Source organism: Pseudomonas sp. 13159349, assembly GCF_013305685.1.
Taxonomy (GTDB): domain Bacteria; phylum Pseudomonadota; class Gammaproteobacteria; order Pseudomonadales; family Pseudomonadaceae; genus Aquipseudomonas; species Aquipseudomonas asiatica.
In genome coordinates, this window is the sequence record NZ_CP045553.1 from 1,391,632 (window position 1) to 1,413,536 (window position 21,905).

The window sequence follows — 21,905 nt, forward strand, 5'->3', positions numbered from 1 at the left end:
CCTACAGGGGATCGCGTAATCCTGTAGGAGCGGCCTTGTGTCGCGAAAGGGGTGCAAAGCCCCCCGGCAATCTCAAGCCATGTGAGGCCCCAATGATCAACCTCACCCCCTGGCTCAACGCCCCAGCCTGGTACATCGCCTTCTCCGGCGGCCTCGATTCCACCGTCCTCCTGCACCTGCTGGCCGACTACGCCCGCAATCACGCATCCCCTCCATTGCGCGCCATCCACGTCCACCACGGCCTGCAACCCGCCGCCGATGCCTGGCCCGCCCACTGCCAAACCGTCTGCGACAATCTCGGCATCGAACTCCAGGTCATCCATGTCCAGGTCACCCCCGGCGCCAGCCTCGAACAGGCCGCCCGCGACGCCCGCTATGCTGCCTTCAGGCAAGCGCTCGGCCCAGGCGACATCCTGTTCACCGGCCAGCACCGCGACGACCAGGCCGAAACCCTGCTGTTCCGCCTGCTGCGCGGCGCAGGCCTGCGTGGCATGGCTGCGATGCCGGGGCAGCGGGCGCTAGGGCAGGGCAGCCTGGTCAGGCCATTGCTGGGCTGTTCCCGCCAGCAACTGCAGGACCACGCCCAGGTCAATGGGCTGGCCTGGATCGAAGATCCCTCAAACGCTGACACACAATTTGCCCGCAATTACCTGCGCAGCGAAGTGTTTCCGCTGCTTCAGCAACGTTGGCCGCAGGCCAGCCAGAACCTGGCCCGCGCCGCCGAGCACCTGGGCGAAGCCCAAGGCCTGCTGGACGAGCTGGCCCAGGATGACCTGGTGCTCGCCGGGGAGGGCGCGCCGCTGGCTTGGCCGGGGCTGGACTCCCTCGACCTGGCTACCTTGGTGGCACTGTCGCCGGCCCGTCAGCGCAATGCCCTGCAGTACTGGCTGAGCCGCCGTACCCGCCTGCCCGACACCCGACACTGGGCCGGCTGGGCGGACCTGCGCGATGCCGCCGCCGATGCCCGGCCCGCCTGGCAGCTTGCCGATGGGCAGTTGCTGCGCAGTCATGGCCGCATCTGGTGGTTGAGTGGTGACTGGCTGCAGTTGCCCGTCGGCGAACTGCCTTGGGCCGATCCCGCCAAGCCTTTGCTGTTGCCGGGTAACGGCAGGGTGCGTCTTGTTGGCGCAGCGCCGCTGGAAGGCTTGCGCATTGCCTACCGCCAGGGCGGTGAAGTGCTGGATGTCCCCGGCCGTGGCCGACGCGACCTCAAGCGCCTGTTAAACGAACTGCAGGTGCCGCTTTTCCTGCGCCCGCGCCTGCCACTGCTGTACCAGGGCGAACGCTTGCTGGCGGTGGCCAACCTGCCCGGGCTGGTGCAGGCTGATTGCCAGCTGTCCTGGCAGTTGCCGACGAACGCGCAAGGTTTGAGCTGAAGGGTACATTCGGGTAGACTACCCTCCCTTCTTGATACAGCTTCTGTGGGTTCCGCGAAAACACAGGAGTTGCCGATTACCAAGCAGTTTTTTGCTGGGCTGATTCTGGAAATGACGAGCGAGCTCCATGCCGGGGATACCCCTGGTCTGTACAGACGCGGCAGTTTTTCGAGATGCACTGTGATTGACGCAGGTGATCGGGGGCTTCGGCCTTCCTTCGCTTTCTCCGGCGGCGCTGGCCGCCTTAACGCAGACTTCTAGGGTTTTTCATGACGCGCTACATATTCGTCACGGGCGGTGTTGTTTCTTCATTGGGGAAAGGCATTGCCTCGGCTTCCCTGGCGGCCATCCTGGAAGCGCGGGGCCTGAAGGTCACCATGCTCAAGCTGGATCCGTACATCAACGTCGATCCGGGCACCATGAGCCCGTTCCAGCACGGTGAAGTGTTCGTCACCCACGATGGCGCCGAGACCGACCTCGACCTGGGCCACTACGAGCGGTTCATCCGCACCACCATGACCCAGAACAACAACTTCACCACCGGCCGCATCTACGAGCACGTACTGCGCAAGGAACGTCGTGGTGACTACCTGGGCGCGACCATCCAGGTCATCCCGCACATTACCGACGAAATCAAGCGTCGCATCATCAAGGGCGCCGGCGATGCCGACGTGGCCCTGGTGGAAATCGGCGGTACCGTGGGTGACATCGAGTCGCAGCCGTTCCTCGAAGCCATCCGCCAGCTGCGCGTCGAAGTGGGCTCCAAGCGCGCCATGCTGATGCACCTGACCCTGGTCCCGTACATCGCCACCGCTGGCGAGACCAAGACCAAGCCGACCCAGCACTCGGTCAAGGAGCTGCGCTCCATCGGCCTGCAGCCTGACGTGCTGATCTGCCGCTCCGACCACCCGGTCGATGCCTCGTCGCGTCGCAAGATCGCGCTGTTCACCAACGTTGAAGAGCGTGCGGTGATCTCGCTGGAAGACGTCGACACCATCTACAAGATCCCGGGCGTGCTGCACGCACAGGGCCTGGACGATTTCGTCGTCGAGCGTTTCGGCCTGCAGTGCAATGGCGCCGACCTGTCCGAGTGGGACAAGGTGGTCGATGCCAAGCTCAACCCTGAGCACGAAGTGACCATCGCCATGGTCGGCAAGTACATGGAACTGCTGGATGCGTACAAGTCGCTGATCGAAGCGATGAGCCACGCCGGCATCACCAACCGCACCAAGGTCAACCTGCGCTACATCGACTCGGAAGACATCGAGAACCAGGGCACCAGCCTGCTCGAAGGCGCCGATGCCATCCTGGTGCCGGGCGGTTTCGGCCTGCGCGGCGTGGAAGGCAAGATCACCGCGGTGCAATACGCCCGTGAGAACAAGGTGCCGTACCTGGGTATCTGCCTGGGCATGCAGGTGGCCGTGATCGAATTCGCCCGTAACGTGATGGGCTGGAAGGACGCCAACTCCACCGAGTTCGACCGCAACAGCGGCCATCCGGTAGTCGGCCTGATCACCGAGTGGGCCGATGCCACCGGTGCCGTCGAAACCCGCAGCGAAGCCTCCGACCTGGGCGGTACCATGCGTCTGGGCGCACAGGACTGCCAGCTGGCGGCCGGTTCCAAGGTGCACGATTGCTACGGCAAGGACGTGATCACCGAGCGTCACCGCCATCGCTACGAAGTGAACAACAACCTGCTGCCGCAACTGATCGATGCCGGCCTGGTGGTTTCCGGCCGCTCTGAAGACGGCGCGCTGGTGGAAGTGGTGGAGTCCAAGGACCACCCATGGTTCGTCGCCTGCCAGTTCCACCCGGAATTCACCTCGACCCCGCGTGACGGCCACCCGCTGTTCAGCGGCTTCGTCAAGGCAGCCCTGGCTCAGAAGAACAAGGCCTGATCAATGACCCAGAAGATCATTCGCGTCGGTAACATCGAGATAGCCAACGACAAGCCGTTCGTCCTGTTCGGCGGCATGAACGTCCTGGAGTCCCGTGACCTGGCAATGAAGGTCTGCGAAGAGTACGTGCGGGTGACCGAGAAGCTCGGTATCCCGTACGTGTTCAAGGCCAGCTTCGACAAGGCCAACCGTTCGTCGGTGACCTCGTACCGTGGCCCGGGCATGGAAGAGGGGCTGAAGATCTTCGAAGAGATCAAGCGCACCTTCAACGTGCCGGTCATCACCGACGTGCACGAGCCTTACCAGGCCGAGCCTGTAGCCAAGGTGTGCGACATCATCCAGCTGCCGGCCTTCCTGTCGCGGCAGACCGACCTGGTGGTGGCCATGGCCAAGACCGGCGCAGTGATCAACATCAAGAAGGCCCAGTTCCTCGCGCCCCAGGAAATGAAACACATCCTGACCAAGTGCGAAGAGGCCGGTAACGACCAGTTGATTCTCTGCGAGCGTGGTTCGAGCTTCGGCTACAACAACCTGGTGGTGGACATGCTCGGCTTCGGCATCATGAAGAAGTTCGAGTACCCGGTGTTCTTCGACGTGACCCACGCCCTGCAGATGCCGGGTGGTCGCGCCGATTCCGCCGGTGGTCGCCGCGCCCAGGTCACCGACCTGGCCAAGGCCGGCATGAGCCAAGGCCTGGCAGGGCTGTTCCTCGAAGCACACCCCGATCCGGACAACGCCAAGTGCGATGGCCCATGTGCCCTGCGCCTGGACAAACTGGAGCCATTCCTGGCCCAGCTCAAGCAACTGGACGACCTGGTGAAAAGTTTTCCGACGGTAGAAACCGCGTAAAGCTCAATTCTCGGGTAAAGTACCGTCCGATCCACCCCTGACCAGTCGGTCAGGGGTTCCCTTCACCCGGCCTGCCCACTGCAAGTCCGCCCGGTGAACGGCAAGAATTTCCTAAGCTAAGTTGTTTTCGTCAATTCTGGAGTGCTTACAACAATGGCAAAAATCGTCGACATCAAAGGTCGTGAAGTTCTCGATTCGCGTGGCAACCCCACCGTGGAAGCCGATGTACTGCTCGACAACGGCATCATCGGCAGCGCTTGCGCGCCGTCCGGTGCTTCCACTGGCTCGCGCGAAGCGCTGGAGCTGCGTGATGGCGACAAGAGCCGTTACCTGGGCAAGGGCGTGCTGAAGGCCGTCGCCAACATCAACGGCCCGATCCGTGACCTGCTGCTGGGCAAGGACCCTGCCGACCAGAAGGCCCTGGACCGCGCCATGATCGAGCTGGACGGTACCGAGAACAAGGCCAAGCTGGGCGCCAACGCCATCCTGGCCGTTTCCCTGGCTGCCGCCAAGGCCGCTGCCCAGGACCAGGACCTGCCGCTGTACGCGCACATCGCCAACCTGAACGGCACCCCTGGCCAGTACTCGATGCCGGTACCGATGATGAACATCATCAACGGTGGCGAGCACGCCGACAACAACGTCGACATCCAGGAGTTCATGGTACAGCCGGTTGGCGCCAAGACCTTCTCCGACGGCCTGCGCATGGGTACCGAAATCTTCCACCACCTCAAAGCCGTGCTCAAGGCCCGTGGTCTGAACACCGCCGTTGGTGACGAAGGTGGTTTCGCCCCTAACCTGGCTTCCAACGAAGACGCCCTGGGCGCCATCGCCGAAGCTGTCGAGAAAGCCGGCTACAAGCTGGGCACCGACGTGACCCTGGCCCTGGACTGCGCGGCTTCCGAGTTCTACGAAGACGGCAAGTACAACCTGTCCGGCGAAGGCAAGTCGTTCGACGCCGAAGGCTTTGCCGAGTACCTGAAAGGCCTGACCGAGCGCTTCCCGATCATCTCGATCGAAGACGGACTGGACGAGTCCGACTGGGCTGGCTGGAAGATCCTCACCGACAAGATCGGCACCAAGGTGCAGCTGGTTGGCGACGACCTGTTCGTGACCAACACCAAGATCCTCAAGGAAGGCATCGAGAAGGGCATCGGTAACTCGATCCTGATCAAGTTCAACCAGATCGGCTCGCTGACCGAAACCCTGGAAGCCATCCAGATGGCCAAGGCTGCTGGCTACACCGCGGTGATTTCGCACCGTTCCGGTGAAACCGAAGACTCGACCATTGCCGACCTGGCCGTGGGTACTGCTGCTGGCCAGATCAAGACTGGTTCGCTGTGCCGTTCCGACCGCGTTTCCAAGTACAACCAGCTGCTGCGCATCGAAGAGCAACTGGGTGCCAAAGCGGTTTACCGCGGTCGTGCCGAGTTTCGCGGCTAAGCAAGAGATGGTAAAAAGACAGCAGCCGGAGTTGTAGGAACGTTCGTACTGTTCTTTCCTACATTCCAACGGGTTTCTGTCGACGAAGCCTGGCCTCGGCCAGGCTTCGTGCTATTCGAGGCCCCGAAGTAAAAAGTACCCGGCAGCCTTTTTAACCTGGATAACGTGATGCGCAGTCCCTATTGGTTGTTCCTCGTCCTGCTCCTGCTGCTGGGTGGCCTGCAGTACCGCCTGTGGGTGGGTAATGGCAGCCTGGCGCAAGTGACCGAGCTGAAGCAGCAGATTGCCGAGCAGCATGCCGAAAACGAGCGCTTGCTCGAGCGCAACCGCGTGCTCGATGCCGAAGTGCTGGAGCTGAAAAAAGGCATGGAGACCGTTGAAGAGCGGGCTCGCCACGAATTGGGGATGGTCAAAGAGGGCGAAACCCTCTTCCAGTTGCCACAGAAATGATCGAAACCTTACCGGCCTTCTGGGCTGTGATTCCTGCTGCGGGCGTAGGTGCCCGCATGGCTGCCGACCGCCCTAAGCAGTATCTGGAGCTGGCCGGGCAGACCATTCTCGAGCACAGCCTCGACTGTTTTCTTGGCCACCCGATGCTCAAGGGCGTGGTGGTCAGCATTGCCGAAGATGACCCGTACTGGCCTCGCCTGCGCTGCGCCAGCGACCCGCGCATCCAGCGCGCCGCGGGTGGCCGCGAGCGTGCCGACTCGGTGCTCAATGCCTTGCTGATGCTGCATGCCCAGGGGGCGGCGGACAGCGACTGGGTGCTTGTGCATGATGCCGCGCGACCAAACCTGGCGCGCAGCGATCTGGACAAGCTGTTGTCGGAGCTGGCAGGCGACCCGGTGGGTGGCCTGCTGGCGGTGCCGGCGCGCGATACCCTCAAGCGGGCCGATGCCGATGGTCGGGTGGGCGCTACCGTCGACCGCAGCACCATCTGGCAGGCCTATACGCCGCAGATGTTCCGCCTGGGGGCGTTGCATCGGGCACTGGCCGAGTGCCTTGTGTCGGATGTGCTGGTGACCGACGAGTCCTCTGCCATCGAGTGGTCCGGCCAGGCGCCGCGGCTGGTCGAAGGGCGCAGCGACAACATCAAGGTGACCCGGCCGGAAGATCTGGAGTGGTTGCGCCAGCGTTGGGCAGGGCGCCGCTGAATTTCTTGCCCTGTGCCGGCCTCTTCGCGGGTTTACCCGCGAAGAGGCCAGACCAGCCAGCACAAGGTTTCAGTTCAAGCGATACTCCGGCAACCCCGCCAACCCTTCTTTCAGGTAATCCACCAGCCGCCGAACCTTCGGCGACAGGTGCCGCTGCTGCGGATACAGCGCCCACACCGCGGTATTCGGTGGCTGGTGCGCCTCAAGCAACGACACCAGCGCACCACTGTTCAAGTGCTCCAGCACGTAGTAATCCGGCAACTGGCACAACCCCATCCCCTGCAGCGCCGCGTCCAGCACCGCCTGCCCGCTGTTGCAACGCCAGTTGCCCTGGACTCGCTGGCTGATCTCGCGGCCGTCCTGCTGCAGCGCCCACAAATCCGAACTGCCTACCAGGCAGTTGTGCCGCGCCAGTTCCGACAGGCTGTGCGGCCGACCATAACGTTCCAGGTAGGCCGGCGAAGCGCACAGGTACATGCGCCGGGGTGCCAGGCGGGTTGCCACCAGTCGTGAGTCGGCCAGCCGGCCCAGGCGGATGGCCAGGTCCATGCCTTCATGCACCAGGTCGAGGGTATGGTTGCTCAGTTCCACATCCACCCGCAGCTGCGGGTAAAGCGCCATGAACCGCGTCACCAGCGGCACGATGAAACGCTCGCCGTAGGCCACCGCGCAGGTCATGCGCAGCAGCCCCTTGGGCTCGCTGGCCAGATCGCCCATGGCGCGTAGAGCTTCCTCGCGGCCATCCTGCAGGCGCTGGCAGTGCTGCAGGAATGTCTGCCCGGCCTCGCTCAGGGTCACCCGCCGGGTACTGCGGTACAGCAGGCGCGTCTGCAGCCGTTCCTCCAGCCGGGCGATCTGCCGGCTGATGTGCGACGAGGAAACCCCCAGGCGCTCTGCGGCCGCGGTGAACTGGCCCGACTCGGCCACGGCGACGAACTCGTCGATGCCTTCCCAGCGGCTGCTCATTGATTATCCCTGTATGGCAATAATGTTTTGTCTTTGGCCTGATTATTCATCAAAAGTCGGTGAATTACACTGCCAGACTGAATCGACACTCTGTCTGGAGACCTTTGATGATCAAGTCCCGTGCTGCCGTAGCTTTCGAAGCCAAGAAACCCCTGGAAATCGTCGAAGTCGACGTGGCCATGCCCAAGGCCGGTGAAGTGCTGCTGCGGGTGGTCGCCAGCGGTGTCTGCCACACCGACGCCTACACCCTGTCGGGCGCCGACCCGGAGGGCATCTTCCCGTCGATCCTCGGTCACGAAGGTGGCGCGATCGTCGAGGCGGTAGGCGAGGGGGTCACCTCGGTCGCCGTCGGTGACCACGTCATTCCGCTGTACACCCCGGAATGCGGCAAGTGCAAGTTCTGCCTCTCGGGCAAGACCAACCTTTGCCAGGCCATCCGCGCCACCCAGGGCAAGGGCCTGATGCCGGACGGCACCACGCGCTTCTCCTACAAAGGCCAGCAACTGTTCCACTACATGGGTACCTCGACCTTCTCCGAGTACACCGTGCTGCCGGAAATTTCCGTGGCCAAGATCCAGAAAGAAGCGCCGCTGGAAAAGGTCTGCCTGCTGGGTTGCGGCGTCACCACCGGTATCGGCGCGGTGCTCAACACCGCCAAGGTCAAGGCGGGTGACACCGTGGCCATCTTCGGTCTGGGCGGCATCGGCCTGTCGGCAGTGATCGGTGCGGTCAAGGCCAAGGCGTCGCGCATCATTGCCATCGATATCAATCCGGCCAAGTTCGAGATCGCCCGTCAGCTGGGTGCTACCGACTGCATCAACCCGAAAGACTACGACCGCCCGATCCAGGAAGTGATCGTCGACCTCACCGACGGCGGCGTGGACTTCTCGTTCGAGTGCATCGGCAACGTGCAGCTGATGCGTGCTGCGCTGGAATGCTGCCACAAGGGCTGGGGTGAGTCGGTGATCATCGGCGTGGCCGGTGCCGGCCAGGAAATCGCCACCCGTCCGTTCCAGCTGGTCACCGGTCGCGTATGGCGTGGTTCGGCGTTCGGTGGCGTGCGTGGTCGCAGCGAGCTGCCGAGCTACGTGGAAATGTCCGAGAAGGGCGAGATCCCGCTGGATACCTTCATTACCCACACCATGGGCCTGGAAGACATCAACAAGGCCTTCGACCTGATGCATGAAGGCAAGAGCATCCGCAGCGTCATCCACTTCTGAGGTTTGCCATGAGCCTGGATAACATCTCCTGCCAGAAGAGCTTCGGCGGCTGGCACAAGCGTTACCGGCATCACTCCAAGGTGCTGGGTTGCGACATGGTGTTCGCCGTCTACCTGCCGCCGCAGGCCGAACAGGGCGAAAAGCTGCCGGTGCTGTATTGGCTCAGCGGCCTAACCTGCACCGACGAGAACTTCATGCAGAAGGCCGGCGCCCAGCGCCTAGCCGCGGAGCTTGGGTTGATCATCGTCGCCCCCGACACCAGCCCGCGTGGCGAGCAGGTGCCGGGCGACCCGGACGGTGCCTGGGACTTCGGCCTGGGTGCTGGCTTCTACCTCAATGCCACTCAGCAGCCCTGGGCCCAGCACTACCGCATGCACGACTATGTGGTGGAGGAGTTGCCCGCGTTGATCGAGGCGCACTTCCCGGCTTCGGGCGAGCGCAGCATCAGTGGCCACTCCATGGGTGGGCATGGCGCGCTGGTGTGCGCCTTGCGCAACCCGGGGCGCTACCGCTCGGTGTCGGCGTTCTCGCCGATCAGCAACCCGATGGATTGCCCGTGGGGCGAGAAAGCCTTCAGCCGCTACCTGGGTGAAGACCGTGCGCGCTGGCGCGAGTGGGATGCCAGCGTGCTGCTGGCCGAGGCTCCGGCCGGCGAATGCCCGCCGTTGCTGGTGGACCAGGGCGACCGTGACGACTTCCTCGAAAAGCAGCTCAAGCCTGAAGCGCTGGAGCAGGCGGCACGCAAAGGGGGGCATGAACTGACCCTGCGCCTGCAGCCTGGCTATGACCACAGCTACTACTTCATCGCCAGCTTCATCGAGGAGCATCTGCGTCATCATGCGGTGGCCTTGGGGCGGGTGTGAGGCGTAGCTGCGCGATCGCCTGTAGGAGCAGCCTTGTGCTGCGAATGGGCTGCGAAGCAGACCCTGGGTCTAACGCTATCGCCGATATTGCCGGGGCCGCTTTGCGGCCCATTCGCAGCACTAGGCTGCTCCTACAACGACGGCCCCAATACCGGTTAAAGCAGGTAGAATCACGCCCTGACTCATTCAGGGCGTTTTTCTATGCGTATTGGCCACGGCTACGATGTGCACCGTTTCTGCGACGGTGATTTCATTACCCTGGGCGGGGTGCGTATCCCCCACAAATACGGCCTCCTGGCCCACTCCGATGGCGACGTGCTGCTGCACGCCCTGAGCGATGCCTTGCTTGGCGCGGCGGCGCTGGGTGACATCGGCAAACATTTCCCCGACACCGATCCGCAGTTCAAGGGCGCCGACAGCCGGGTGCTGCTGCGTCATGTGGTCGGCATCGTCCAGGCCAAGGGCTGGAAGGTCGGCAACATCGACGCCACCATCGTCGCCCAGGCGCCGAAGATGGCCCCGCACATCGAGACCATGCGCAAGCTGATCGCCGAAGACCTGCAGGTCGAACTCGACCAGGTCAACGTCAAGGCTACCACCACCGAGAAGCTCGGCTTCACCGGCCGCGAGGAGGGCATCGCCGTGCATTCGGTAGCCCTGCTGCTGCCAGCATGACCGAACTGGAACTGCTGGGCCCGCGCGCATCGGGCGAACCACTGGGTACCGCCGTCCTCAAGGCGGTGGCCGAGGATTTCCAGGTCGACGAAGTACTGGACATCCCCCTCTCGGGCCAGGGCGAACACCTGTGGCTGTGGGTCGAGAAGCGTGACCTGAACACCGAGGAGGCGGCCCGCCGCCTGGCCCGTGCCGCTGGGGTGCCGGTGCGCACGATCAGCTACGCCGGCCTCAAGGACCGCCAGGCCCTGACCCGCCAGTGGTTCAGCCTGCACCTGCCCGGCAAGGCCGACCCGGACCTGTCGCGTGCCGAGGATGCCAGCCTGCGTGTGCTCAAGCAGGTGCGCCACCAGCGCAAGCTGCAGCGCGGTGCGCATTCGGCCAACGGCTTCACGCTGCGCCTGACTGCCTTGGCTGCCGATCACCAAGCGGTGGATGCGCGCCTGGAACAGCTCAAGCATTACGGTGTGCCGAATTATTTCGGCACCCAGCGCTTCGGCCACGGTGGCGGCAACGTTCACGACGCTCTTGATTGGGCCGCACGCAATGCCCTGCCCGAACAGCGCAACGTGCGTTCGCGGTTGCTCTCGGCCGGGCGCAGCTACCTGTTCAACCAGGTGCTGGCAGCCCGTGTTGCCGACGGCAGCTGGGCGCGTGCGCAGGTGGGCGACCTGTTGGCGTTCACCACGAGTCGTAGCTTCTTTCCTGCTGGGGAGTCGGAATGTTCCGATCCTCGGCTGGCGATTCTTGACCTGCATCCGACCGGCCCGCTGTGGGGGGCAGGCGATTCGCCGGCTACGGGGAGTACTGCGCAACAAGAGGATGCGATCGCCGCACGGCAGCCGGCACTTTGCCAGTGGCTGGCCCTGGCGGGCATGGATCACGAACGACGCATTCTGCGGCTCCCTATTGGCGGTCTTACGTGGCATTATCCCGAGCCTGATATCCTGCAACTGGAATTCGTCCTTCCGGCCGGATGTTTCGCCACCGTGGTGGTGCGCGAAATCGTGGATCTGGTGTCGGCGGGGCAGACGGACAGCTCATGCGTATTCTGATTTCGAACGACGACGGTGTTACCGCACCCGGCATCGCCGCGCTGCATGCTGCGCTGGTGGATTACGCCGAGTGCGTGGTTATTGCCCCGGATCAAGACAAGAGCGGCGCCAGCAGTTCGCTGACGCTGGACCGGCCACTGCACCCGCAGACCTTGGCCAATGGCTTCATCAGCCTCAACGGCACGCCGACCGACTGCGTGCATCTGGGGCTCAATGGGCTGTTGCCACAGGCGCCGGACATGGTTGTGTCGGGGATCAACCTCGGTGCCAACCTGGGTGACGACGTGCTCTATTCGGGCACGGTCGCGGCCGCGTTGGAAGGCCGTTTCCTCGGCGGTACCTCGCTGGCGTTTTCGCTGTTGTCGCGCCAGCCGGACAACCTGCCCACCGCGGCCCACATCGCCCGCCGCCTGGTCGAGGCTCAGTCGCGCCTGGCCTTGCCGCCGCGCACCGTGCTCAACGTCAATATCCCCAACCTGCCGCTGGAGCACATTCGTGGTATCCAGCTCACCCGCCTCGGTCACCGGGCGCGGGCGGCGGCGCCGACCAAGGTGGTCAACCCGCGCGGCAAGGAAGGCTACTGGATCGCTGTCGCCGGGGATGCCGAGGACGGTGGCCCGGGTACCGACTTCCATGCGGTGATGCAAGGCTATGTATCGATCACTCCGCTGCAGCTCGACCGCACCTTCAGTGATGCCTTCGAGCAGCTCGACGGTTGGCTGGAGGGCCTGCTCTGATGCGCGAGGACGATATGCTGCGGCGTGGCATCGGCATGACCTCCCAGCGCACCCGGGAGCGGCTGATCCAGCGCCTGTGCGAGGAGGGCGTTTCGAACACCAAGGTGCTCGACGTCATCCGTCGTACCCCGCGCCACCTGTTCGTCGACGAGGCGCTGGCGCATCGCGCCTACGAAGACACCGCGCTGCCGATCGGCCACAACCAGACGATCTCGCAACCGTTCATGGTTGCCCACATGAGTGAACTGCTGCTCGAGGCCGGGCCGCTGGACAAGGTGCTGGAGATCGGCACCGGCTCGGGCTACCAGACGGCAATCCTGGCCCAGTTGGTCGAGCGGGTGTTCTCGGTGGAACGCATCAAGGTGCTGCAGGACCGGGCCAAGGAGCGCCTGGTGGAACTGAACCTGCGCAACGTGGTGTTCCGCTGGGGGGATGGTTGCGAAGGCTGGCCGGCGCTGGCGCCGTACAACGGCATCATCGTCACCGCCGTGGCGCCGGAAGTGCCGCAGGCACTGCTCGACCAGCTTGCGCCGGGTGGTCGTATGGTGATTCCGGTGGGCCCAGCCGGCGAAACCCAGCAGCTGATGCTGATCGTGCGCGAGGAGCATGGATTCTCCCGCCGCGTGCTGGGGGCCGTGCGCTTCGTACCGCTGCTCAACGGCCCGCTGGCCTGAAAACTGCTGGTTCGAACCGCGCGATATTTTTGCGCCAGCACCGAATTCTTGCAGCAACGCCCTGTCTATCTGGCGGGGTGAAGCGCTATCGCACAGCGTGTTGCAAGGCTTTGCAGCAGTCTTTCACCAACCCTGCCAATGCGGGCGGGCTTGGTTATAATTGCAATAATATTGCATTTCTTGTCTTCATATCGTTTTCGGCACCATGAGGGGAGCGCGGGTGGGTCACACAGTCATTCGGCAGCGCAAGGACGGGTCGGGTTTCACGCTTCTGGTGATTGCACTGGCCATGGGCGCGCTACTGGTGGGTTGCTCGAGCACCAGCAGCAACAGCGCGCGGGTGGTCGACCGCAACAACACCGTGCCCAAGCGCCCGGCAGTAACCACCGGGCAGTACATCGTCAAACCTGGCGATACGCTGTTCTCCATCGCCTTCCGTTATGGCTGGGACTACAAGGAGCTGGCTGCGCGCAACGGTATCGCGGCGCCTTACACCATTCGCCCGGGGCAAGCGATTCGTTTCAGCAGCGGCTCTACCGGCAGCACCACGGTGGTGTCCAGCCCGTCGTCGTCGAGCAAGACCACGGTCATCCGGCGGCCTGTGGGAAACACCAGCACACCTACTGGCAACACCAGCAAACCGGCCACGCCGGCAGCCTCCAGCAGCGCCCCGGTGGTCGCCACGGTGCCTGCCGCGGAGCGCGCGGTAGGTGGCTGGACCTGGCCTGCCAACGGCGTGCTGATTGGAAAATTCGCTTCAAACGGTAGTTTGAATAAAGGCATTGATATCGCCGGTGATTTGGGACAGCCTGTTTTTGCTGCGTCTGATGGTGCAGTGGTGTACGCCGGGAGTGGCTTGAGGGGCTACGGCGAACTGATCATCATCAAGCACAGCGATACCTACGTCAGTGCCTACGGCCATAACCGCAGGCTGTTGGTTCGGGAGGGGCAGCAGGTCAAGGCAGGGCAGTCGATTGCTGAAATGGGGTCCACGGGCACAGATCGGGTGAAGCTGCATTTCGAGATTCGCCGCCAGGGCAAACCCGTCGATCCGCTCCAGTTCCTGCCACGTCGTTGACCGTTGTACCCGGCCTGTTCCTGTGATGTAGAGGGGACAGGCTCCAGCGCTGCCAGGGAGATAGGTGCCGCTCGAGTCTGAGTTCGAACTCAGCAAAGGACTATAACAATGGCTCTCAGTAAAGAAGTGCCGGAGTTTGACATCGACGATGACCTGCTTCTGATGGAGACGGGAATCGTTTTGGAAACGGATGTGGTGTCAGACGAACCTGCTGTATCTTCGGTTCGGACGAGGGCCAAGTCGGGCTCTTCGCTCAAGCAACACAAGTACATCGATTACAGCCGGGCGCTCGATGCCACCCAGTTGTATCTCAACGAGATAGGATTCTCGCCTCTGCTTTCGCCGGAAGAGGAAGTGCACTTTGCGCGTCTGTCGCAAAAGGGCGACCCTGCCGGCCGCAAGCGCATGATCGAAAGCAACCTGCGCCTGGTTGTAAAAATTGCCCGTCGTTACGTGAACCGCGGCCTGTCGCTGCTCGACCTGATCGAGGAGGGCAACCTTGGGCTGATCCGTGCGGTCGAGAAGTTCGACCCGGAGCGTGGTTTCCGGTTCTCGACCTATGCGACCTGGTGGATTCGCCAGACCATCGAGCGGGCGATCATGAACCAGACCCGCACCATTCGCCTGCCGATCCACGTGGTCAAGGAACTGAACGTCTACCTGCGCGCTGCGCGCGAGCTGACCCAGAAACTGGACCACGAACCCTCGCCAGAAGAAATCGCCACGCTGCTGGAGAAACCGGTCGCCGAGGTCAAGCGCATGCTCGGCCTGAACGAGCGGGTGTCTTCGGTGGATGTGTCGCTCGGCCCGGACTCGGACAAGACCCTGCTCGATACCCTGACCGACGACCGCCCGACCGACCCATGCGAACTGCTGCAGGATGATGACCTGTCGCAGAGCATCGACCAGTGGCTGGGCGAGTTGACCGACAAGCAGCGTGAAGTGGTGGTGCGCCGCTTTGGCTTGCGCGGGCATGAAAGCAGCACCCTGGAAGATGTCGGACTGGAGATTGGCCTGACCCGCGAACGGGTGCGGCAGATCCAGGTCGAGGGGCTCAAGCGTTTGCGTGAGATTCTCGAGAAGAACGGCCTGTCCAGTGAGTCGTTGTTCCAGTAGCGGAAGCCTGTAACACAAAACGCCCCGATGATTTCGGGGCGTTTTTGTTTGTGGCGATCAGAGGTGTCCCATTCAAAATTGCGGGGGCGCTTTGCGCCCCTTTCGCGACACAAGGCCGCTCCCACAGGTATTTCATCGCCTTTGAATGTACCGCTATCCTGTGGGAGCGGCCTTGTGTCGCGAAAGGGCTGCAAAGCAGCCCCAAGACATTATGTACCGCGCTACCCCAATAACATTGCGTGTAAGCCTTTGCTTACTTGTTCTGTAAGCCTTCTATGTACGCTTCAGTAAATCATTGTCGTATCCAGATCCTGCGTTTTCCCAACCTCTTGAAAATCCTGACTTATTCAGCTGTGAGGAAATGTGTCACCTGCAACACCCTGTGAGGTTTCGCGGTTGCCGGCCAGGCTCAAGTCGCTAGTATTCGAACTGTGCACAGGGACATGCACAGGCTTTCAGGAGGAAAGCCAGGGACATCGCAAGACGCGATTTCATCAGGATGATGTTTGGGACAAGCAGGGACTACGGAAAAAATGTGGGCGGGTCAAACCGCCCCTTTTTTTTGCCTGCAGAAAACAAAAAAGGCCCCAAAGGGCCTTTTTAGTGTCCGGACGCTATCAGCGCTCCAGATCTGCAATCTTGCCAGTCTTGCCATCCCATTCCTCAGCGTCCGGCAGGGCGTCCTTACGCTCGGTGATGTTCGGCCAGATTTCCGCCAGTTCGGCGTTCAGCTCGATGAAGTTTTCCATGCCCGCAGGCACTTCGTCTTCCGAGAAGATGGCTTGCGCTGGGCATTCCGGCTCGCACAAGGCGCAGTCGATGCACTCGTCCGGATGGATGACCAGGAAGTTCGGGCCTTCGTAGAAGCAGTCCACCGGACAGACTTCCACGCAGTCGGTGTATTTGCATTTGATGCAGTTGTCGGTGACGACGAAGGTCATTTCTAATTCTCTCCTCAGGCGACGGCGGCGGCCCTTCCTCTCAGGGCCGCGCGGTTTACGGGTATGTGGCTGCAGGCCAGGCTAATAACCTGCAGCACCAGCAAACCGCGGCGGATTCTACCAGCTTGTAGTGGGCGCCGTTATAACAGGTTCTTTAGTTGATATAGCATTTCGATAGCTTGACGCGGGGTCATGTCGTCCAGTTGCAGCTTGCCCAGCTTCTCGATGGCCGGGTGTGGCAGGCTGGCGAACAGGTCGCTCTGGTGCGGGACCTGTGGCACGTCCTTGGCCTTTTGGGCCGGGGGTTGTTCATGCGGCAGGCTGGTGGTTTCCAGCCTCGCCAGGTGTTCACGGGCACGCTGGATGACGGCCGTCGGCACGCCGGCCAGCTGCGCCACGGCCAGGCCGTAGCTCTGGCTGGCAGGACCAGGCAGCACGTGGTGCAGGAATACGATGCGTTCGTTGTGTTCGGTGGCGTTCAGGTGCACGTTGGCCACCAGTGGCTCGCTTTCCGGCAGCACGGTGAGTTCGAAGTAGTGCGTGGCGAACAGCGTGTAGGCGCGCAGCTGGGCCAGGCGCTCTGCGGCAGCCCAGGCCAGCGACAGGCCGTCGAAAGTACTGGTGCCGCGGCCCACTTCATCCATCAGCACCAGGCTGCGGTCGGTGGCATTGTGCAAGATGTTGGCGGTTTCGCTCATCTCGACCATGAAGGTCGAGCGGCCGCCGGCCAGGTCGTCGCTGGAGCCAATGCGGGTGAAGATGCGGTCGACCAGCGACAGCTCGCAGCTGGCAGCAGGCACGAAGCTGCCGATATGCGCCAGCAGCACGATCAGGGCGGTCTGGCGCATGTAGGTGGACTTACCGCCCATGTTCGGGCCGGTGATGATCAGCATGCGCGTGCTGTTGTCCAGGCCCAGGTCGTTGGCCACGAACGGTGTGGTCAGTACCTGTTCCACCACTGGGTGACGGCCCTGCTCGATGCGCAGGCACGGCTCGTCTACGAAGCGTGGGCAGTTCAGGTCGAGGTTCAGTGCACGTTCGGCCAGGTTGCTGAGCACGTCCAGTTCGGCCAGGGCGGCGGCGCTGTCCTGCAGCGGTGCCAGGTGGCTGATCAGGGTTTCCAGCAGGGCATCGTAGAGCATCTTCTCGCGGGCCAGGGCGCGGCTCTTGGCCGACAGCGCCTTGTCCTCGAACGCCTTCAGCTCCGGGGTGATGAAGCGCTCGGCGCCCTTTAGGGTCTGACGGCGGATGTAGTCACCCGGGGCCTGCTCGGCCTGCTTGGTCGGCAGTTCGATGAAGTAGCCATGCACCCGGTTGTAGCCGACCTTGAGGTTGGCCAGGCCGGTGCGTGCCTTTTCCCGGGCTTCCAGGTCGATCAGGAACTGGCCGGCGTTCTCGCTGATCGCCAGCAGCTCGTCCAGTTCGTTGTCATAGCCGGCCTTGAGCACGCCGCCATCGCGGATCACCGCCGGCGGGTTGTCGATGATCGCCCGCTCCAGCAGGCTGGCCAGTTCGGGATAGGTGCCGGTAATGGCGGCCAGGCGCGCCAGGTGCGGTGCCTCCAGCTCGGCCATGGCATTCTGCAACTCGGGTAGCGCCCCAAGGGCATCGCGCAGGCGTGCCAGATCGCGTGGGCGGGCGTTGCGCAGGCCGATGCGGGCGAGAATCCGCTCGATATCGCCAATTTCCTTGAGTTGCGGCTGCAGCTTCTCGAAGCGGTAGCCATCGAGCAGGCAACGGATCGAGTCCTGGCGCGCCTGCAGCACCTTGAGATCGCGCAACGGGCGGTTCAACCAGCGGCTCAGCAAACGGCTGGCCATGGCGGTCTGGCAGCGGTCGACCACCGACTGCAGGGTGTTGTCTCGGCCGCCGGCCAGGTTGATGTCCAGCTCCAGGTTGCGGCGGCTGGCACCGTCGAGAATGACCGTATCGTCCAGGCGTTCGTGGCGCAGGCTGCGCAGGTGCGGCAGGGCGGTGCGCTGGGTTTCCTTGGCGTAGATCAGCAGGCAACCGGCGGCGCCGATGGCCAGGGTCAGCTTGTCGCAGCCAAAGCCCTTGAGGTCCTTGGTCGCGAACTGCTGGCACAGGGCCTTGCGCGCCGAGTCGCGGTCGAAGTCCCATGGCGCACGGCGACGGGCGCCCGGTCGTTTCTCGGCAGGCAGGTCGCGCGGCCAGTCGTCGGGGATCAACAGCTCGACCGGGTTGAGGCGCTCGAGCTCGGCCAGCAGGTTTTCCCAGCCCTTGATCTCCTGCACGCTGAAGTTGCCACTGGTGATGTCCAGTACGGCCAGGCCGAACAGGCGCTCGTCCCCGAGCAGCGCGGCAATCAGGTTGTCGCGACGCTCGTCGAGCAGGGCCTCGTCGCTGACCGTACCCGGGGTGATGATGCGCACCACCTGACGTTCCACCGGGCCCTTGCTGGTGGCAGGGTCGCCAATCTGCTCGCAGATCACCACCGATTCGCCGAGCTTGACCAGCTTGGCCAGGTAGCCTTCCAGCGAATGGAACGGAATCCCGCACATGGGGATGGACTGGCCGGCCGACTGACCGCGCGCGGTCAGGGTGATGTCCAGCAGTTTTGCGGCTTTTTTCGCATCTTCGTAGAAGATCTCGTAGAAGTCGCCCATGCGGTAGAACATCAGCTGGTCCGGGTGCTGGTTCTTCAGCTTCCAGTACTGCTGCATCATTGGGGTATGGTCGGAAAGACTGGACATTCAAGGCCTTACAGCTGTTCGTCTATTAGACAATCGCGATCTGTCTAAAATTAAGGCGGGTATTCTGCCAAGATTCGTCCGCTTTTGGGACAGAGATTTCATCAGATAAAGCGTGATTGCATATTGGCACTGCCATTTCACCCATGTACCATTCGCGTCCGAATCAAGCGTTGGTAGGCGAAGCATTGGAAGCTGCAGCAAATGATCAGCTGGACGAAATCGTAAGGGTTCCCGCCAAAATTCGGCTGGAGCTTCCCAACGAAATCTCTCGTGCCTCGGTTCAGCCTGTCATAGATCAGCTGAACGCAGCACAGCCTGGTAGCAGCTTCGAGCTACATCTGCGCCACAACGGCGGCGGGTGTGTAGCAACGATGATTGATCTGATCGTGGCACTGAACGAGACCAAGGGAATGGTGGAAATCACCTTTGGTCGCTACGTCATGAGTGCTGCTGCCACTATTTGGCTATGGTTCTTGGTAAGAGCCACCGAGAATGTGAGATCTCTGCCTCCCCTCAAGCCTGGCGTGGTGATGTACCACCGGCCGAGGAGAACGCAGCAAGGAGAATATCTCTGCTTTGCAGACGAGGTTGAGCCTGAGCATCCGCTCAAGGAGCCCTTGCAGCAGCAGTTCAAGCTGTTCGATGACCTCTTTATGGATGTCTATACAGCATTGCTTTTAATGGCTCCTGATGGTTCTGTAAGAGACGCCCCATCAGAAAGCTTGATTTGTGAGGAGGACGGGCTAACGTATCGTCATTGGCTAGCCCGACTCAAAGACGCATACCTGGGGAACCAAGACGTTTTGATTCCCGTCTGATAGAAATGAAAGACAGTGAGAAAGTGAGAAAGGGAATGGGAGATATGCATATGGTTGGGAAATCGTTGCGAAATCTAAGGCCCATGTCGCAGACAGCGCGAAAGGAAAACCTTGAGAAATCTCGAAAGTCGATCGCTGATTTCAAGCAAGCATCGCGTGATATTCACCAAATTTGTGCTGCCAACGGCCTGGCTGAGCCAGTACTGATGGCCTGATCCTTTGATCAGAAGCACAGAAAAGGCCCCTCATTTGAGGGGCTTTTTCGTTGGGCTGGATACGGATGTTTTTTCCATTGCGACTGACCTTGGGCCGGTTGCAACTTTGATATCTCGAAGGCGCAGATAGCGCTGAGTCATCCGGCCATCTGTGTGGCCACCCAGTCTCTGGGCATCATTACCCTGTTTGTCGGTATCGGTCAGCGACTTGGCTCTAAGGTCGTGGATGGTAGCTCCGGTGACTTTGGCCTTATCGCAGGCCTTCTTGAATGCATCCTTCACCGTTTCATAGGAGACCGGCTTGCCACCGCCCCGGGTGCAGAACAAGGTGAGCCCGCGAACCTTCCTGGGTATGGCCTTGGCCCTCGCGATCAGCTGCTCCAAGTCCGGTGTCATGCCCACGATGAGCTTGGCCCCAGTCTTCTGCTGGTCGAAGGCGATGCCCTTTTCGCTGATGTCCGAGAGTTTGATGGCCAGCACATCGCCAATGCGCTGCCCTGTGAGGTAGCACATTTCGAGAATCGACCGGATGTACGGGGAAGCTGCGCCGCAAATCGCCGCAAATTCCTCGTCGGTGATGTACCGGTCCCGCTTCTTCTCGGCATGCCGCTTGATGCCGGTGCAGGGGTTGGAGTCGATAATCTGCTGTTCCAGCGCGTAGGCAAACACCATCCGCAGGAACGAGATCACCCGGTTGGCCATGTTCGGCGTGTCGGACATGTGCAGCTTGAGTGCGGCCACATGCCTCGGCAGCACCTGGCGTGGCTCAAACTCTGCCAGGTTCTTCTTGAGCTTCAGGGCTGCGGCCTCGTACTGCTTCACGGTGTTTTCCGCCAACCGCCCACGCATCGCGTCCAGCGCGTCATCGATCAGCTTCGGCATTCCGCCCTGTCCTTTGCCGCCCATGATCTTGGCGTAGGCGAGCAGGGCGCCCTGGTAGTCCTTGTCTAGGCGCTCCCACTTTCCTTTCCTGACTAGGTAGTACGCCCCGTGCTTCATGTACATGCACGGCGGCAGGTGCCTGTCCTTCTTTCGCGGCCTCATCGGTCGTCCCTTCTATCAAAACCGGAGTTCCGGTCCTTTCTTCTCGGCATGCCCGCCCAGGCGGGCCAGCACGACTTGTCTCAGCACCTTCGGCTTGCCGTCGGCGCCCAGCACATACCCAAATTTCTCTGCCTGCAACCAGCGGACCTGGTCCTTTGGGCGGAGGTAGCCCGTCATGTCGGCTACCTCATCCGGTGTCATGAACATGGTTTCTCTCCACGCCGCCGGTGGCGGCAGGTTGGTGGTCAGGTTCGGTGTGGCTGCAGCAGATCCCCAGCGACGATCAGGGCGCGGCCTGCTTCGGTCGCAGGTACCGATCCACCGGTCAGGGCCTTGCTCAGGCAGTCAGTAACCTGCTGCAAGGCCTCGATCAGCTTTGCCTGGTGAAGCCCCTCGGCCCGGCCGATATCCCAGAACTCTTTGCCCCAATGGCCTTCCGGCGGCTGGTTGCTGTTCTGCTTGCCGAAGGCCAGGGCGCCGATGATTGCGTCACAGAGCAGCCGCTTGTAGATGTTCTCGCCATCCAGACCCAGGCCACCGCGCCGACGCAGGGTGCTGACGACCTCGTCGACGTTCAGGCCGCTATCCTTGAGCACAATGTCGAGCTCTGGCTTGTTTGGGGTGTAGATGACCAGGGCGAGCTTGGCTTCGGGCCAGAGGTCGGCCGCGATGCGCTCCAGGCAGTCATTGGCGGTTTGATGAAATTGCTGAGTTGCGGACATAGGGAATCCTCGCCCGCACATGTCGGCGGGCTTGAGTAGTAGGGGGAGGGGTTAGGCTGGAATCAGCCGTAGTCGAAGTCGTATTCGCCGAAGCAGGGAGCGCACAGCGGGCGCTGGCCTCGCATAGCCCAAACCGAGGCCTTCGGCAGCCAGCGGCTTTTGTCGAGAAATCGGCCACAGTCGCGGCAATGGGTGTGATGGTCTTCGGCCTTGAGCGCGGCGAACTTGGCGATGCGTTGGCGTTCTTCCTCTTCAAACGTTCTACGTAGGCTCTGTTCTTCATCCAGCGTCATGTGCGGCCAGGTCTTGCTCATTTCGGTCATCGCGGCCCCCTGTAGATCAGGTAG

The 21,905-nt window shown here is 62.2% G+C and carries 22 protein-coding genes; 15 read left to right on the forward strand and 7 right to left on the reverse strand.

All coding sequences use genetic code 11. The features are described from left to right. Window positions 1-92 precede the first annotated feature (92 nt). The 6 genes from tilS to ispD all read left to right on the forward strand — a co-directional run bounded on the left by tilS (window position 93) and on the right by ispD (window position 6,720). Window positions 93-1,376: a tRNA lysidine(34) synthetase TilS gene (gene tilS / locus GEV38_RS06460; RefSeq protein ID WP_054573191.1), complete on the forward strand. Its 1,284-nt coding sequence runs from the start codon at window positions 93-95 to the stop codon at window positions 1,374-1,376. Between the two features lie 269 nt (window positions 1,377-1,645). Continuing rightward, the gene (locus GEV38_RS06465; RefSeq protein ID WP_004375437.1) at window positions 1,646-3,274 is read left to right on the forward strand and encodes a CTP synthase; all 1,629 of its coding nucleotides are present in this window, start codon (window positions 1,646-1,648) and stop codon (window positions 3,272-3,274) included. Between the two features lie 3 nt (window positions 3,275-3,277). Continuing rightward, window positions 3,278-4,123: a 3-deoxy-8-phosphooctulonate synthase gene (kdsA, locus tag GEV38_RS06470; protein ID WP_015269202.1), complete on the forward strand. Its 846-nt coding sequence runs from the start codon at window positions 3,278-3,280 to the stop codon at window positions 4,121-4,123. A 153-nt stretch (window positions 4,124-4,276) separates the two neighbouring features. Continuing rightward, window positions 4,277-5,566, forward strand: a complete 1,290-nt coding sequence (gene eno / locus GEV38_RS06475) for a phosphopyruvate hydratase (protein WP_015269203.1) — start codon at window positions 4,277-4,279, stop codon at window positions 5,564-5,566. Window positions 5,567-5,734: 168 nt separating this feature from the next. Then, the gene (gene ftsB / locus GEV38_RS06480; protein WP_004375443.1) at window positions 5,735-6,016 is read left to right on the forward strand and encodes a cell division protein FtsB; all 282 of its coding nucleotides are present in this window, start codon (window positions 5,735-5,737) and stop codon (window positions 6,014-6,016) included. Then, window positions 6,013-6,720 carry a 2-C-methyl-D-erythritol 4-phosphate cytidylyltransferase gene (gene ispD / locus GEV38_RS06485; RefSeq protein WP_015269204.1) on the forward strand — a complete coding sequence of 236 codons (708 nt, stop codon included), beginning with the start codon at window positions 6,013-6,015 and terminating at the stop codon, window positions 6,718-6,720. Before ftsB ends, ispD begins: the two co-directional genes overlap by 4 nt. Before the next feature lie 69 nt (window positions 6,721-6,789). Here ispD and GEV38_RS06490 read toward each other — a convergent pair whose 3' ends face one another. Then, a complete protein-coding gene (locus GEV38_RS06490) occupies window positions 6,790-7,686 on the reverse strand; it encodes a LysR substrate-binding domain-containing protein (protein ID WP_015269205.1) in 897 nt (298 codons plus the stop codon). Window positions 7,687-7,793: 107 nt separating this feature from the next. Between GEV38_RS06490 and GEV38_RS06495 the strand changes: the two genes are divergently transcribed. From GEV38_RS06495 to rpoS, 8 genes are all read left to right on the forward strand, one after another. Then, window positions 7,794-8,906, forward strand: a complete 1,113-nt coding sequence (locus GEV38_RS06495) for an S-(hydroxymethyl)glutathione dehydrogenase/class III alcohol dehydrogenase (protein ID WP_013971270.1) — start codon at window positions 7,794-7,796, stop codon at window positions 8,904-8,906. Between the two features lie 8 nt (window positions 8,907-8,914). Continuing rightward, complete coding sequence (gene fghA / locus GEV38_RS06500; protein WP_054573190.1) at window positions 8,915-9,769, forward strand: S-formylglutathione hydrolase; 855 nt, start codon at window positions 8,915-8,917, stop codon at window positions 9,767-9,769. Window positions 9,770-9,970: 201 nt separating this feature from the next. Continuing rightward, window positions 9,971-10,444, forward strand: coding sequence for a 2-C-methyl-D-erythritol 2,4-cyclodiphosphate synthase (ispF, locus tag GEV38_RS06505; protein WP_015269207.1), 474 nt, complete (start codon window positions 9,971-9,973; stop codon window positions 10,442-10,444). Beyond that, a complete protein-coding gene (gene truD, locus GEV38_RS06510) occupies window positions 10,441-11,499 on the forward strand; it encodes a tRNA pseudouridine(13) synthase TruD (RefSeq protein ID WP_015269208.1) in 1,059 nt (352 codons plus the stop codon). The genes ispF and truD overlap by 4 nt, the downstream gene beginning before the upstream one ends. Continuing rightward, a complete protein-coding gene (surE, locus tag GEV38_RS06515) occupies window positions 11,487-12,236 on the forward strand; it encodes a 5'/3'-nucleotidase SurE (RefSeq protein WP_013971274.1) in 750 nt (249 codons plus the stop codon). The genes truD and surE overlap by 13 nt, the downstream gene beginning before the upstream one ends. Window positions 12,237-12,271: 35 nt before the next feature. After that, window positions 12,272-12,910 (forward strand): protein-L-isoaspartate(D-aspartate) O-methyltransferase, encoded by a 639-nt coding sequence (locus GEV38_RS06520; RefSeq protein WP_015269209.1) that lies wholly within the window; start codon window positions 12,272-12,274, stop codon window positions 12,908-12,910. Between the two features lie 220 nt (window positions 12,911-13,130). Next, a complete protein-coding gene (locus GEV38_RS06525) occupies window positions 13,131-13,988 on the forward strand; it encodes a peptidoglycan DD-metalloendopeptidase family protein (protein WP_054573189.1) in 858 nt (285 codons plus the stop codon). 108 nt (window positions 13,989-14,096) lie between these two features. Next, window positions 14,097-15,104: an RNA polymerase sigma factor RpoS gene (gene rpoS / locus GEV38_RS06530; RefSeq protein ID WP_013971277.1), complete on the forward strand. Its 1,008-nt coding sequence runs from the start codon at window positions 14,097-14,099 to the stop codon at window positions 15,102-15,104. A 617-nt stretch (window positions 15,105-15,721) separates the two neighbouring features. Here rpoS and fdxA read toward each other — a convergent pair. Both fdxA and mutS read right to left on the reverse strand, forming a co-directional pair. Beyond that, complete coding sequence (gene fdxA / locus GEV38_RS06535) at window positions 15,722-16,045, reverse strand: ferredoxin FdxA (RefSeq protein WP_004375459.1); 324 nt, start codon at window positions 16,043-16,045, stop codon at window positions 15,722-15,724. A gap of 140 nt (window positions 16,046-16,185) precedes the next feature. After that, entirely contained in the window at window positions 16,186-18,759 is a 2,574-nt protein-coding gene (gene mutS / locus GEV38_RS06540; RefSeq protein WP_173895615.1) for a DNA mismatch repair protein MutS, read from the reverse strand. A 143-nt stretch (window positions 18,760-18,902) separates the two neighbouring features. Between mutS and GEV38_RS06545 the strand changes: the two genes are divergently transcribed. Then, window positions 18,903-19,577 carry a hypothetical protein gene (locus GEV38_RS06545; RefSeq protein ID WP_084296974.1) on the forward strand — a complete coding sequence of 225 codons (675 nt, stop codon included), beginning with the start codon at window positions 18,903-18,905 and terminating at the stop codon, window positions 19,575-19,577. Between the two features lie 245 nt (window positions 19,578-19,822). Here the strand turns inward: GEV38_RS06545 and GEV38_RS06550 are convergent, their stop codons facing one another. The 4 genes from GEV38_RS06550 to GEV38_RS06565 all read right to left on the reverse strand — a co-directional run bounded on the left by GEV38_RS06550 (window position 19,823) and on the right by GEV38_RS06565 (window position 21,881). Next, window positions 19,823-20,836 (reverse strand): tyrosine-type recombinase/integrase, encoded by a 1,014-nt coding sequence (locus GEV38_RS06550; RefSeq protein WP_173895617.1) that lies wholly within the window; start codon window positions 20,834-20,836, stop codon window positions 19,823-19,825. 15 nt (window positions 20,837-20,851) lie between these two features. Continuing rightward, entirely contained in the window at window positions 20,852-21,043 is a 192-nt protein-coding gene (locus tag GEV38_RS06555) for a DUF4224 domain-containing protein (protein ID WP_039614784.1), read from the reverse strand. A gap of 38 nt (window positions 21,044-21,081) precedes the next feature. Beyond that, entirely contained in the window at window positions 21,082-21,558 is a 477-nt protein-coding gene (locus tag GEV38_RS06560) for a hypothetical protein (protein WP_173895619.1), read from the reverse strand. Between the two features lie 62 nt (window positions 21,559-21,620). Further along, window positions 21,621-21,881, reverse strand: a complete 261-nt coding sequence (locus GEV38_RS06565; protein WP_173895621.1) for a hypothetical protein — start codon at window positions 21,879-21,881, stop codon at window positions 21,621-21,623. Between the last annotated feature and the right edge of the window lie 24 nt (window positions 21,882-21,905).

Excerpts from the sequence above, each read along its gene's own strand:
- tilS (WP_054573191.1), top strand. The coding sequence starts at position 93 with ATGATCAACCTCACCCCCTGGCTCAACGCCCCAGCCTGGTACATCGCC.
- GEV38_RS06465 (WP_004375437.1), top strand. The coding sequence starts at position 1,646 with ATGACGCGCTACATATTCGTCACGGGCGGTGTTGTTTCTTCATTGGGG.
- kdsA (WP_015269202.1), top strand. The coding sequence starts at position 3,278 with ATGACCCAGAAGATCATTCGCGTCGGTAACATCGAGATAGCCAACGAC.
- eno (WP_015269203.1), top strand. The coding sequence starts at position 4,277 with ATGGCAAAAATCGTCGACATCAAAGGTCGTGAAGTTCTCGATTCGCGT.
- ftsB (WP_004375443.1), top strand. The coding sequence starts at position 5,735 with ATGCGCAGTCCCTATTGGTTGTTCCTCGTCCTGCTCCTGCTGCTGGGT.
- ispD (WP_015269204.1), top strand. The coding sequence starts at position 6,013 with ATGATCGAAACCTTACCGGCCTTCTGGGCTGTGATTCCTGCTGCGGGC.
- GEV38_RS06490 (WP_015269205.1), bottom strand. The coding sequence starts at position 7,686 with ATGAGCAGCCGCTGGGAAGGCATCGACGAGTTCGTCGCCGTGGCCGAG.
- GEV38_RS06495 (WP_013971270.1), top strand. The coding sequence starts at position 7,794 with ATGATCAAGTCCCGTGCTGCCGTAGCTTTCGAAGCCAAGAAACCCCTG.
- fghA (WP_054573190.1), top strand. The coding sequence starts at position 8,915 with ATGAGCCTGGATAACATCTCCTGCCAGAAGAGCTTCGGCGGCTGGCAC.
- ispF (WP_015269207.1), top strand. The coding sequence starts at position 9,971 with ATGCGTATTGGCCACGGCTACGATGTGCACCGTTTCTGCGACGGTGAT.
- truD (WP_015269208.1), top strand. The coding sequence starts at position 10,441 with ATGACCGAACTGGAACTGCTGGGCCCGCGCGCATCGGGCGAACCACTG.
- surE (WP_013971274.1), top strand. The coding sequence starts at position 11,487 with ATGCGTATTCTGATTTCGAACGACGACGGTGTTACCGCACCCGGCATC.
- GEV38_RS06520 (WP_015269209.1), top strand. The coding sequence starts at position 12,272 with ATGACCTCCCAGCGCACCCGGGAGCGGCTGATCCAGCGCCTGTGCGAG.
- rpoS (WP_013971277.1), top strand. The coding sequence starts at position 14,097 with ATGGCTCTCAGTAAAGAAGTGCCGGAGTTTGACATCGACGATGACCTG.
- fdxA (WP_004375459.1), bottom strand. The coding sequence starts at position 16,045 with ATGACCTTCGTCGTCACCGACAACTGCATCAAATGCAAATACACCGAC.
- mutS (WP_173895615.1), bottom strand. The coding sequence starts at position 18,759 with ATGTCCAGTCTTTCCGACCATACCCCAATGATGCAGCAGTACTGGAAG.
- GEV38_RS06545 (WP_084296974.1), top strand. The coding sequence starts at position 18,903 with ATGTACCATTCGCGTCCGAATCAAGCGTTGGTAGGCGAAGCATTGGAA.
- GEV38_RS06550 (WP_173895617.1), bottom strand. The coding sequence starts at position 20,836 with ATGAGGCCGCGAAAGAAGGACAGGCACCTGCCGCCGTGCATGTACATG.
- GEV38_RS06555 (WP_039614784.1), bottom strand. The coding sequence starts at position 21,043 with ATGTTCATGACACCGGATGAGGTAGCCGACATGACGGGCTACCTCCGC.
- GEV38_RS06560 (WP_173895619.1), bottom strand. The coding sequence starts at position 21,558 with ATGTCCGCAACTCAGCAATTTCATCAAACCGCCAATGACTGCCTGGAG.
- GEV38_RS06565 (WP_173895621.1), bottom strand. The coding sequence starts at position 21,881 with ATGACCGAAATGAGCAAGACCTGGCCGCACATGACGCTGGATGAAGAA.